Origin of the sequence: Kitasatospora sp. NPDC056531 (assembly GCF_042794375.1) — a bacterium.
Taxonomy (GTDB): domain Bacteria; phylum Actinomycetota; class Actinomycetes; order Streptomycetales; family Streptomycetaceae; genus Kitasatospora.
Window position 1 is genome coordinate 1 of the sequence record NZ_JBHTTU010000134.1, and the last position, 11680, is coordinate 11680.

The following is an 11680-nucleotide window of genomic DNA, read 5'->3' on the forward strand; positions in this document are numbered from 1 at the left end:
GTCGGCGCTCCGGCGCTCGTGCCTCGCTGGTCGCTTCTCCCTTTCGGCACCGGCGCGCCCCTTCGGCTCGGGGCGGGGACTCGCCCGCTCGCCTCTGGGGTGGGAGGGCCCAGCAGCCTAGGTCTCCGGACCTGCGACCGGCGCGGCCGGGGACGGACGTGGCGGCTTCCGCGGCGGCGGTAGTTTGGCGGTATGCCCAGCACGACCGGTGAAAACCGGACCCCTGCCGGCCCGCTGCCCGCCTGCGACCCGCCGGCCGCCGTCGAGGCCCTCTGCGACCCGCTGACCGGCATCGAGGCTGTCAGTCAGGCGCTGCTCGCGATGAGCCGGCACCTGGAGGTCCGCGAGGTGCTGCGCCGCATCACCGCCTCCGCCCGGGACCTGCTCGGCGCCGAGTACGCGGCCCTCGGCGTGCCCGACGACCACGGCGGCTTCGCCCAGTTCGTGGTCGACGGCGTCACCGACGAGCAGTGGCGGGCGATCGGCCCGCTGCCCCGTCAGCACGGCGTGCTCGCCGAGATGCTGCACGAGACCGGCCCCACCCGGCTCGCCGATGTCCGCAAGGCCCCCGCCTTCGAGGGCTGGCCCGCGGCCCACCCCGAGATGGACGCCTTCCTCGGCGTGCCCGTCCTGGACGGCGAGGCCGCGGAGGACGAACCCCAGGTGATGGGCGTCATCTTCCTCGCCAACAAGCGCGGCGGCGGCCTGTTCACCGACCACGACGAGGAACTGCTGCGGATCCTCGCCGCCCACGCCTCCCTCGCGCTCTCCAACGCCCGCCTGTACGAGCGCAGCCGCGAACTCACCCTGGCCGGCGAACGCGCCCGGATCGCCCACGACCTGCACGACGCCGTCTCGCAGAAGCTCTTCTCGCTGCGACTGACCGCCAAGGCCGCCGCCAAGCTCGTCGACCGCGACCCGGCCCGGGCGCGCGCCGAACTCGCCGAGGTCGCCCGGCTCGCCGCCGAGGCCGCCGACGAACTGCGCGCCGTCGTGGTCGAACTGCGCCCCGCCGCCCTGGAGGAGGACGGGCTGAGCGCCACCCTCGCCTCCCAGGTGCAGGTCCTCGACCGGGCGCACACCGCCGACGTCGCCTTCGCCGCCGACGGCGTGCGCGCCCTGCCGCCGGCCCAGGAGGCCGCCCTGCTGCGGGTCGCCCAGGAGGCGCTGCACAACGCGCTGCGCCACTCCGGCGCCCGCCGGGTCACCGTCACCCTGGCCGGGACGCCCGCGCGCGGCGCCCTGCTGCGGGTGCGCGACGACGGGCGCGGCTTCGACCCCGAATCCGTCCGCCGGGCCGGCCGCCACCTCGGCCTGGCCTCGATGCGCGACCGCGCGGCCGCCGTCGGCGGCACGCTCACCCTGGAGTCCGCCCCCGGCAAGGGGACGCTCGTCGAGATGGAGGTCCCCGGTGCCTGAGAGCACGCCGTCGATCCGCGTCCTGCTGGTCGACGACCACCAGGTGGTCCGCCGCGGACTGCGCACCTTCCTCGAGGTCCAGGACGACATCGAGGTGGTCGGGGAGGCCGCCGACGGGGCCGAGGGCGTCGACCGTGCCCGCGAACTCGACCCGGACGTCGTTCTGATGGACCTCAAGATGCCCGGCGTCGACGGCATCGAGGCGCTGCGCACGCTCAAGGACGAGGGCAGCCGGGCCCGGATCCTGATCGTCACCAGCTTCACCGAGCACCGCACGATGGTCCCCGCGCTGCGGGCCGGCGCCGCCGGGTACGTCTACAAGGACGTGGACCCGGAGGCGCTGGCCGGCGCGATCCGCTCGGTGCACGCCGGACACGTGCTGCTCCAGCCCGAACTGGCCGAGGCGCTGCTCTCCGACGACGGCCCGCGCGCCCCGCAGGGCCGCGGCGGCACCCTCACCGAGCGCGAGCGCGAGGTGCTCGGCCACATCGCCGACGGCCGTTCCAACCGGGAGATCGCCCGCAGCCTCCACCTGTCGGAGAAGACGGTGAAGACCCACGTCTCCAACATCCTGATGAAGCTGGACCTCGCGGATCGCACCCAGGCCGCGCTGTGGGCCGTCCGCAACGGCGAGACGCGCGGGTAGGGCGTGGCTCAGCGGTCCTCGCGCTCGTCCACCAGGGCGTTGTAGGCGGCCACCTGAGCCCGTCGGGCGGTGCGCCGCAGCGGTGCCAGGACGGACTGGCGCGCGGCCATCTCGGAGGCGCTGACGGCCGCGCCGTGGCCGCCCGAGGCGATCGACAGCAGGGCGGACACCTGGCGGGCCGACTCCAACACCCGGACCGCCCGCGGCGGGTAGCCGGGGGCGAGCAGCTCGGTGTGGCCGCGGCGGCGGTAGGCCTCCAGCGCGCGCAGCGCCTCCGGTCCGGCACCGGCCACGTCGAGCCGGCTGAGCAGGACGGTCGCCTCGCGCAGCCCGTCCGCGAGCTCGCGCTCGGCCTCGTGCAGCGAGGGCACGTCGGCCGGCGGGGCGTCGTTGACCTCGGCGCAGCGCCACAGCACGGTGGCCGAGCGATCCCCTTCCGGGCCGTACACCGTGATCTCCGGCACCAGACCGAGCGGCACGCCCACCGCGAGCACCGCCTCGCCCGCCGCCATGGCGTGCTCGTTGAAGGCCGCCGGGCCGGTCAGCCCCAGCGGGTGCCCGGTGGAGGGCAGCGCCAGGCGCAGGCCCTCCACCCCGAGCACCCGCAGCCGGCCCAGCGCCCAGGTCAGTCCGTGCTGCTCGCCCGGTTCGTCCCCGGGCAGCCCGGTGACCCGGTGGCTCTCGTCCGCACCCAGCACGGCCGCGGCGGCGTTGTCGGGCGGCACCAGGCCGCTGATCAGGGCGTTGCCCCAGGCTGTCAGCCGCCCCGAGCGGGGCTCTTCGTACGGATTGTCGGCAGGAGTCGCGAGCATCCAGCCAGCCTACGGAATCGGCGGTCATCCGCGTGGCGTAGGTTTGCCCATGCGTGTGCGGCGCACCCACCTCGTGCCCACCGGCTGCCGGAGTAGGCTCGCCGCCCGCACCGACGGCCGAGATTTTTGTGTATTGGGGAAGGCGTAGGCATGAGCGACGTGCTGGAGCTGGTGGACGTATCCGTGGTCCGGGAGGGGCGCGCGCTGGTCGACCAGGTCTCGTGGTCCATCTCCGAGGGTGAGCGCTGGGTCATCCTGGGCCCGAACGGCGCCGGCAAGACCACCCTGCTGCAGATCGCCTCCTCGTACCTGTTCCCGACCTCGGGCAAGGTCTCGGTGCTGGGCGAGAAGCTGGGCGAGATCGACGTCTTCGAGCTGCGCTCCCGGATCGGCCTGGCCGGTGCGGCCATGTTCGACAAGCTGCCGGCCGAGCAGACCGTGCTGCAGACCGTGCTCACCGCCGCCTACGGCATGACGGTCAGCTGGCAGGAGACCTACGAGCAGTCCGACGAGGCCCGCGCCCTCGCCCTCCTCGACCGCATGGGCATGGCCAACCTCACCGGCCGCAAGTTCGGCACCCTCTCCGAGGGCGAGCGCAAGCGCACCCTGATCGCCCGCGCCCTGATGACCGACCCCGAGCTGCTGCTGCTCGACGAGCCCGCCGCCGGCCTGGACCTCGGCGGCCGCGAGGACCTGGTCCGCCGGCTCGGCGCGCTCGCCCAGGACGAGTTCGCCCCGGCCATGGCGATGGTCACCCACCACGTCGAGGAGATCGCCCCCGGCTTCACCCACGTCCTGATGATCCGCCAGGGCAAGGTGCTCACCGCCGGTCCGATCGACACCGAGCTGACCGCCCGTAACCTCTCCAAGTGCTTCGGGCTGCCGCTCACCCTGGAGCGCCACGGCGACCGCTGGTCGGCCCAGGGCCTGCCGCTGGGCTGAGGCCCCGTCCGTCCCTCACGGACCCCCCGTTCACCCCTCACCCGTCCATCAACTCGGAAGGCCGTCGGAACCGGTCGCACGTGCGACCGGTTTCCGCCCCTCGACCTGCGGGAACTGTCCGCCTCGAAGGCCCTTCGCTCCCTAGGATGGACGTGTGGACAGCTGGATCTGGTGGCTCCTGGCCGCCGCGGCGCTCGGCGTACCGCTGGTGCTCACCGCGGTGCCGGAATTCGCCATGTTCGCGATCGGTGCGCTGGCAGCCGCCGCGGTGGCCGGGCTGGGCGGGGGAGTGGTCCTCGAGACCCTGACCTTCATCGTGGTCTCGGTCGGGCTGGTGGTCTTCGTCGGCCCGATCGCCCGTCGGCAGCTGCGGAAGGGCCCGCAGATCAGGATGGGCATCGAGGCGCTCCAGGGCGCCACCGCGGTCGTCGCGGAAACCGTCGACGGGGAAGGCGGCCGGATCAAGCTCAACGGCGAGATCTGGTCAGCCCGCGCGCTCAATCCGGACAGCGTGTACCAGCCGGGTCAGAAGGTCGACGTCGTCGAAATCCAGGGCGCGACCGCCCTGGTCGTCTAGGGGAGAGTCCGTGGAACCCGTCCTTATCGTTTTGGTCGTCCTGGTCGTGGTGGCCTTCATCGCGCTGATCAAGACGATCCAGGTCATCCCGCAGGCCAGCGCCGCGATCGTGGAGCGCTTCGGCCGCTACACCCGGACGCTCAACGCAGGGCTGAACATCGTCGTCCCGTTCATCGACCGCGTCCGCAACCGGATCGACCTGCGCGAGCAGGTCGTGCCGTTCCCGCCGCAGCCGGTGATCACCCAGGACAACCTGGTCGTCAACATCGACACCGTCATCTACTACCAGGTCACCGACCCCCGGGCGGCCACCTACGAGGTCGCCAGCTACATCCAGGCGATCGAGCAGCTGACCGTCACCACGCTGCGCAACATCATCGGCTCGATGGACCTGGAGTCGACCCTGACCTCGCGCGAGGTCATCAACGCCGGCCTGCGCGGCGTCCTGGACGAGGCCACCGGCAAGTGGGGCATCCGGGTCAACCGCGTCGAGCTGAAGGCGATCGAGCCGCCGACCTCCATCCAGGACTCGATGGAGAAGCAGATGCGCGCCGACCGTGACAAGCGCGCCGCGATCCTCACCGCCGAGGGCCAGCGTCAGGCGCAGATCCTCAAGGCCGAGGGTGAGAAGCAGGCCGACGTGCTCAGGGCCGAGGGTGAGGCCCAGGCCGCGGTGCTGCGCGCCGACGGTGAGGCGGCCGCGATCCGGACGGTCTTCGAGGCCATCCACGACGGCGACGCCGACCAGAAGCTGCTCGCCTACCAGTACCTGCAGACCCTGCCCGAGCTGGCCAAGGGCGACTCCAACAAGCTCTGGATCATCCCGAGCGAGGTCGGCGACGCGCTCAAGGGCCTCGGCGGCGCCTTCACCGGCCTGACGGGTAACGGCGGCGGTGCCAACGGCGGCGCGGTCGCGGCGCCGAGCGTTCCGCAGGCGGCCCCGGCGGCCACCCAGGTGCCGCTCGACCCGGCGGCCGGGCCGCGGCCGGTGGACGTCGAGAAGGGTGCCGCCCGTCCCCGGGTGGACCCGGCGCGGGAGTACCGCAAGATCGACCCGGAGTGATGTGACGGTGTCCGGTGGAGGGCCCGCTGCCTGGTGGTGGCGGGCCCTCGGCGTTTCCCGGCCCCGCAGCCGTGCCGTTGTGCGGTTGTCCGGCCGTGTGGCTGCGGCGTCCTGGCACTGTGGCGTACGTCCCGAATGGTGGTCGGGCCTGGTCGAGCCGGTGCGGGCTCCGGCATGATCCCCTCGGACAGGACCGAGAGGAGAGATGACCCATGACGCTCTGGGAGGCGCTCGCCGTCCTGGCGGCCGGCGTCGGCGCCGGGATGATCAACGTGATCGTCGGCTCCGGCACCCTGATCACGTTTCCGGTGCTGCTCGCCGTCGGCATCCCGCCGGTCACCGCCAACGTCTCCAACTCCTTCGGCCTGGTACCCGGTTCGCTCAGCGGCGTGATCGGCTACCGCCGCGAACTGGTCGGCCAGGGCCGTCGGCTGCTGCGGATGGGCACCGCCTCGCTGCTCGGCGGGTTGATCGGCGCGCTGCTGCTGATCAAGCTGCCCGCCGGGGCCTTCGACGCGATCGTCCCGGCGCTGATCCTGCTCGCCCTCGTCCTGGTGGTGGTCCAGCCCCGGGTGTCCAGGGCCGTCGCCGCGCGCCGCCGCCCCGGCGGTGACCCGGACGGCAGTCCGGTGCTGTTGGCCGGGGTCTTCCTCACCGGCATCTACGGCGGCTACTTCGGCGCCGCACAGGGCGTCCTGCTGATGGCCCTGATGGGCATGCTCCTCCAGGAGGACCTGCAGCGGATCAACGCGGTGAAGAACGCGCTCGCGATGATCGTCAACGGGGTCGCCGCGCTGTTCTTCCTGTTCACCTCGACGGTCAACTGGACGGCCGCCGGGCTGATCGCGGCCGGCTCACTGGTCGGCGGCCTGCTCGGCGCCAAGGTCGGCCGCCGCCTGCCGCCGACCGCGCTGCGCGGGATCATCGTGGTGGTCGGGCTCGCGGCCGTCACCAAGCTGCTCGTGAGTTGAACGAACGTCAGACCGTACACAAGTCGGAGGAATACGCCATGGCTCTGGAGATGCGTGAGACCTGCGAGCGCTGCGCGGTGTCGCTGACCGCCGACGGCCCCGCCTCGATATGTTCCTACGAGTGCACCTTCTGCCCGGACTGCACCGAGGCCATGGCCGCCAACTGCCCCAACTGCAGCGGCGAGCTGGTGGCCCGTCCGCGCCGGAAGGCATCCTGACCGGCACCCGACCGACGACACCCGGAGCACACCGATGAGCAGCAGGGCACGGCTGAGCGAGGACGAGATCACGACGGCCCTGGCGGCCGTACCGCAGTGGGCGCGGGAGGGCGACAGCATCGTCCGCGGCGCGGACGCCCCGGACTTCCCGGCGGCGATCCGGGTAGTGGTCGCCGTCGCCGAGCAGGCCGAGGCGCTCGACCACCACCCCGACATCGACATCCGCTGGCGCACCCTGCGCTTCGTGCTGTCCACCCACAGCGCCGGCGGGCTCACCGGCCTGGACTTCGCCCTCGCCGCCCGCATCGACGAGGCCCTGCGCGCCGAGTCGGCGGTCTGAGGCCCGCCCCTGCGCTGCGCCGAGGGCCCGGGCGGGGCGCTCGGACGGGCGTGAGATGCTGACTGCCGCAATCGGCAGGCAGGCGGGGGGCCGGGAGGGACGTAACGATGGCGCAGGAGCCCTTCGGGGACGCCCACGCCCAGCAGCAGTGGTACCCCCAGGGCGGGTACTACGAGCCGCAGCAGCCGCAGGGGCAGTGGCAGCAGCCGGAGCCGCACGGGCAGTGGCAGCAGGCGCCGCAGTACGACCAGCAGCCGTACGACCAGCAGGGCGGCTACGGCCAGACCGGGTACGTCGAGGGCGGGTTCGTCCAGAACGGTTACGGCCAGGGGCAGTACGGCGGCCAGGAGCAGTACCAGCCGTACCAGCAGCAGTACCCGGAGTACGGGCAGCAGCCGTACGTGCCGTACGCCGCTCAGCAGCAGCAGCAGGAGCAGCAGCCGGCGGCGGAGGAGGCGCTGTACGTTCCGGCGGGCGCCGAGTACTCGGCCGACGGCTATGTGTACGTCGAGGAGCCCGCGGCGGAGGCCGAGCCGGCCGCTGAGGAGTCCCCGGCGGAGCTCGCCGAGCCTGCCGGGTCTGCCGGAGCCGCCGCGTCCGCCGCGTCCTCGCGGGCGGCTCGGCGTGGCGGCGGTGGTGACGGCGGCTCCGGCTCCTCGCTGGTGGCGAAGGCCCGGACAGCCGTGCTGACCGGGGAGCACGTGCCCAGCCGGCGGGCCCTGATGGTCCGGGCCGGCGCCGGGGTGGCCGCGCTCGGGGTGCTGATCACGGCCGCGCTGACGGTCGGCGCCGAGGGCGGCGGCAGCGCGTCCGCGACCAGCAGCGGTGAGGCCGGCTTCGCCGTGGCGCACAGCAAGGCCTGGTCCGCGCAGCCCGTGGCCGCCACCCAGGGCGGTGGGGACGACACGCTGGCCGGCAGCTGGCTGCTGGCCGACGCGGTGGTCCGGGCAGACGGCACCGGCGTGCACGCGTACGACCGGACGGCGGGCAAGCCGACCTGGTCGGTCGAGCCCCCGGCGGCCGGCGCCGTCCCGTGCGGGCTGTCGGCGGGTGTGAACCCGGCCGGGCTGGGCGCGGCCCTGTTCCGGCCGCAGGCGGATCCGAAGAGCCCCTGCACGTTGGTCGCCGCTGTGGACACCAAGACCGGCAAGACCGCCTGGACCAAGACCCTCTCGGACGCCAAGGGCGCCTACGCCGCGCGGATCGGCGTCACCGAGGACAAGGTGATCGCGGTCGGCGACGACCGGGCGGTGGCCTGGGACTCGGCCGACGGCAAGGACGTCTGGCAGTACACCGGGCAGGGCAAGTTCTGCACCCTGTCCGGCGGCGTCAGCGGCAAGACCGTGCTGGTCGCCTCCTCCTGCGCCGATTCGACCCCTGCCGACCAGGCCGTCGCGCTGAACACCGCGGACGGCAAGGTCTCCTGGTGGCGGGGCCTGAACAACTCGCCGAAGACGGTGACGGTCCTCTCCACCGAGCCGGCCGTCGTGCTCACCACCGGCGCGAAGCCCGAGGACGACCGGGTGTTCGCCTGGGGCACCTCCGGCGACCCGGCCGCCGAAATCCCGGTGGTCACCGATGGCGGCCGACTGGACGTCGCCCACGGTACGTTTTCGGCCACTCCGAACGTCTTCTTCGACGGCCGCACGATGGTCGCCACCCTCGTCCCGGCGAACGGCGGCGGGCCGGTGTCCGCGGTCGGCTACGACCTGGACACCGGCAAGCAGCGCTGGAAGGCGCAGACCGCCGCCAAGGGCACCGTCCGGGCGGTCGCCATCGACGGTGGCTCGCTGGTACTGGCAGCCGACGAGCGCCGGGACCAGCCCGCCCGCCTCGGCCGCTTCCCGTTGGCGGGTGGCCAGGAGGCGGTCGGCGGCAACTTCCCGCCCGGCACCGGCTCGCTGCTGGTCTCCGGGCGGGTCGTGATCGGCGGCGGGCAGGTGGTCGTGATACCCGAGCACTCGGCCAACTTCGGCACGGCGGCGGGCTACCAGGCGAAGGGTTGAGGCCTTTCTGCCGAGGCCTTTCAGCTGAGGCCCCGCAGGGGTCAGGCCTTGCGGTCGGGCCGTGGGATCGGGCTTCGCCGTCAGGCCGCCGGGACGGGCTGGGGCTGGCCCGGCACCGCCGGCAGCCAGTCGGCGAGCTCCCGGGCCTCCGCGCTGCGCAGGCCGAGCGCCAGCATCAGGGTGGCCTGCGGCGTCGGCACGAACGGCCGCCGCAGCAGCTTCATCCCGGCCTGCTCCGGTGTCCGGTCGGCCTTGCGCTGGTTGTCCTCCGCGCAGGCGGCCACGGTGTTCATCCAGCTGTCCTCGCCACCGCGCGACTTGGGCTGCAGGTGGTCCACGGTGGTGCCGCGGCGCCCGCAGTACGCGCACAGGTGCTGGTCCCGGGCCAGGACACCCCGCCTCGACCACGGGGCCTGTTGTCGGAACGGCACCCGTACGTACCGTTGCAGTCTGATCACCCGTGGCACCGGGACGGCCACGCCCGTTCCCCGGACCGAGCGCAGCGGATGCGCCTGCTCCACCACCGCCTTGTCCTGGAGCACCAGGACGACGGCGCGCTGGAGCGACACCGTCGTCAGAGGCTCGTAGCTCGCGTTCAGAACCAGCGTGTTGCGCACTCGGCACACCCTTCCCACGGGCGTGCCACGGCGGCACGACCGTCTCCACACACGTCACTGCCGCCGCACGGCGGTGGAACCACTCTGAATGGGCCCACAGCCGACGAACAACGGAATTTCCGGTATCGGACAGGGATCCGGGGGAGCGCGCCGTGCGCCCGGCACTGCGCCTTGGGGAAAACTCGCTGGCCGGGACCGCGTAGGCTCTATCAGGCTGGAGTCGTACCGACCCGAGGCCCGACGGAATCGGGCCGGCACCGGCGGACGCCCGATCGAAGGAGAAGCGTGACCGTGACGGACATCGTCGACGAGCTGCGGTGGCGTGGGCTGATCGCCCTGTCCACCGACGAGGACGCACTGCGCAAGGCGTTCGCGGACGGCCCGGTCACGTTCTATTGCGGCTTCGACCCGACGGCCCCCAGCCTGCACCTCGGCAACCTGGTGCAGATCCTCACCATGCGCCGCATCCAGCAGGCGGGGAACCTCCCGCTCGGCCTGGTCGGCGGTGCCACGGGCCTGATCGGCGACCCGAAGCCCACCGCGGAGCGGGTGCTCAACGACCCGGAGACGGTGGCCGGCTGGGTCGAGCGACTGCGCGGCCAGATCTCGCGCTTCCTCGACTTCGAGGGCCCGTACGCTGCGCGCATGGTCAACAACCTGGACTGGACCTCCGGGATGTCGGCCATCAGCCTGCTGCGCGACGTCGGCAAGTACTTCCGCGTCAACAACATGATCGCCAAGGAGGCCGTCGCCCGACGGCTCAACTCCGACGCGGGCATCAGCTACACCGAGTTCAGCTACCAGATCCTCCAGGGCATGGACTACCTGGAGCTGAACCGCCGCTACGGCTGCACCCTGCAGACCGGCGGCAGCGACCAGTGGGGCAACCTCACCGCCGGCACGGACCTGATCCGCAAGGCCGACGGCAAGTCCGTGCACGCGCTGGCCACGCCGCTGATCGTCAAGGCCGACGGCACCAAGTTCGGCAAGACCGAGTCCGGCACGGTCTGGCTCGACCCCGAGCTGACCACCCCGTACGCCTTCTACCAGTTCTGGCTGAACGCGGACGACCGGGACGTCTCCAACTTCCTGCGGATCTTCAGCTTCCGCTCGAAGGAGGAGATCGAGGCGCTGGAGCGTGAGACCACCGAGCGCCCGGCCGCCCGCCTGGCCCAGCGCGCGCTGGCCGAGGAGCTCACCACGCTGGTGCACGGCGCCGAGCAGTACGAGCGCGCGGTCGCCGCGTCCAAGGCGCTGTTCGGGCAGGGCGACCTGGCCGACCTGGAGGCCCCGACCCTGGCCGCCGCCCTGGCCGAGGTCCCGAAGGCCGAGGTGTCCGAACTCCAGCCGGTGGTGGACCTGTTGGTCGCCGTCGGCCTGGCACCGAGCCGCTCGGCCGCCCGCCGGACGATCAAGGAGGGCGGTGCCTACCTCAACAACGTCAAGGTGACGGACGAGGAAGCGGTGCCGACCGAGGCCGACCTGCTGCACGGCCGCTGGTTGGTGCTGCGCCGTGGCAAGCGCAACCTGGCGGCAGCAGAGCTGGTCTCGGCCGGCTGACCGGTCTGCTGACCTGCCAGTTGATCGACTGGCTGAAAACGCACCCGCTCTGAGCTGCGGCTTTGAGCCCCGAGGGCCGGATCTGGACAGATCCGGCCCTCGACGTTTGACGATGTCCTCCAGGTGGCCTAGTGTTGAACGAGTCGCTGGAGCGGCCACCCCACTCAGCAAGACCCACTCTCACCTCGATGCCCATTCAGTTGGGTTCGCTGGCGTTTCCGTCAGCCGGGTGCGAGGGTGAATTTCGAGTAACACTCGGAATAAGCTAAAGTGATGGTCGCCGCAGAAAGCGGCCCCGCCAGTTCGGGAAATAGGATGAATGAAACTCCGGAAAACGGAGCGGAAAACATCTGATAAGCTGGAAACACGAAAGAACGAAGCGCCCGGAGGGCCCGCTGGAAGGCGGTCCGAAGAAAGCGTCCGTTCCTTGAGAACTCAACAGCGTGCCAAAAGTCAACGCCAGATATGTTGACATCCCCGGCCTCAGGGTTTCCTGGGGTTGGAGATTC

Annotated in this window: 13 protein-coding genes; 10 read left to right on the plus strand and 3 right to left on the minus strand. The window is 72.1% G+C overall.

Features of this window, described 5'->3' with window-relative positions:
* Window positions 1-321: 321 nt before the first annotated feature.
* Together ACFQ87_RS41390 and ACFQ87_RS41395 are read left to right on the plus strand one after the other, a co-directional pair.
* Complete coding sequence (locus ACFQ87_RS41390; RefSeq protein ID WP_380616138.1) at window positions 322-1419, plus strand: GAF domain-containing sensor histidine kinase; 1098 nt, start codon at window positions 322-324, stop codon at window positions 1417-1419.
* Complete coding sequence (locus tag ACFQ87_RS41395; protein ID WP_380616127.1) at window positions 1412-2065, plus strand: response regulator; 654 nt, start codon at window positions 1412-1414, stop codon at window positions 2063-2065. Before ACFQ87_RS41390 ends, ACFQ87_RS41395 begins: the two co-directional genes overlap by 8 nt.
* Window positions 2066-2073: 8 nt before the next feature.
* On the opposite strand, the gene ACFQ87_RS41400 is transcribed toward ACFQ87_RS41395, so the two are convergent.
* Entirely contained in the window at window positions 2074-2877 is an 804-nt protein-coding gene (locus tag ACFQ87_RS41400) for a hypothetical protein (RefSeq protein ID WP_380616128.1), read from the minus strand.
* Between the two features lie 150 nt (window positions 2878-3027).
* Between ACFQ87_RS41400 and ACFQ87_RS41405 the strand changes: the two genes are divergently transcribed.
* The 7 genes from ACFQ87_RS41405 to ACFQ87_RS41435 all read left to right on the plus strand — a co-directional run bounded on the left by ACFQ87_RS41405 (window position 3028) and on the right by ACFQ87_RS41435 (window position 8994).
* A complete protein-coding gene (locus tag ACFQ87_RS41405) occupies window positions 3028-3819 on the plus strand; it encodes an ABC transporter ATP-binding protein (RefSeq protein ID WP_380616129.1) in 792 nt (263 codons plus the stop codon).
* Window positions 3820-3973: 154 nt separating this feature from the next.
* Complete coding sequence (locus ACFQ87_RS41410) at window positions 3974-4396, plus strand: NfeD family protein (protein ID WP_380616130.1); 423 nt, start codon at window positions 3974-3976, stop codon at window positions 4394-4396.
* Window positions 4397-4406: 10 nt separating this feature from the next.
* On the plus strand, window positions 4407-5459 hold the full coding sequence (locus tag ACFQ87_RS41415; RefSeq protein WP_380616131.1) for an SPFH domain-containing protein: 1053 nt from the start codon (window positions 4407-4409) through the stop codon (window positions 5457-5459).
* 212 nt (window positions 5460-5671) lie between these two features.
* A complete protein-coding gene (locus ACFQ87_RS41420) occupies window positions 5672-6430 on the plus strand; it encodes a sulfite exporter TauE/SafE family protein (protein ID WP_380616132.1) in 759 nt (252 codons plus the stop codon).
* Between the two features lie 38 nt (window positions 6431-6468).
* Entirely contained in the window at window positions 6469-6648 is a 180-nt protein-coding gene (locus tag ACFQ87_RS41425) for a DUF1272 domain-containing protein (RefSeq protein WP_380616133.1), read from the plus strand.
* Window positions 6649-6682: 34 nt separating this feature from the next.
* Window positions 6683-6988 (plus strand): 4a-hydroxytetrahydrobiopterin dehydratase, encoded by a 306-nt coding sequence (locus tag ACFQ87_RS41430; protein WP_380616134.1) that lies wholly within the window; start codon window positions 6683-6685, stop codon window positions 6986-6988.
* Between the two features lie 107 nt (window positions 6989-7095).
* Window positions 7096-8994: a PQQ-binding-like beta-propeller repeat protein gene (locus tag ACFQ87_RS41435; RefSeq protein ID WP_380616135.1), complete on the plus strand. Its 1899-nt coding sequence runs from the start codon at window positions 7096-7098 to the stop codon at window positions 8992-8994.
* 80 nt (window positions 8995-9074) lie between these two features.
* On the opposite strand, the gene ACFQ87_RS41440 is transcribed toward ACFQ87_RS41435, so the two are convergent.
* Window positions 9075-9611, minus strand: coding sequence for an HNH endonuclease (locus tag ACFQ87_RS41440; protein WP_380616136.1), 537 nt, complete (start codon window positions 9609-9611; stop codon window positions 9075-9077).
* A 291-nt stretch (window positions 9612-9902) separates the two neighbouring features.
* Between ACFQ87_RS41440 and tyrS the strand changes: the two genes are divergently transcribed.
* Window positions 9903-11171, plus strand: coding sequence for a tyrosine--tRNA ligase (gene tyrS / locus ACFQ87_RS41445; protein ID WP_380616139.1), 1269 nt, complete (start codon window positions 9903-9905; stop codon window positions 11169-11171).
* Between the two features lie 221 nt (window positions 11172-11392).
* On the opposite strand, the gene ACFQ87_RS41450 is transcribed toward tyrS, so the two are convergent.
* Window positions 11393-11680 (minus strand): hypothetical protein (locus ACFQ87_RS41450; RefSeq protein ID WP_380616137.1); only part of this gene is annotated, 288 nt, incomplete at its 5' end.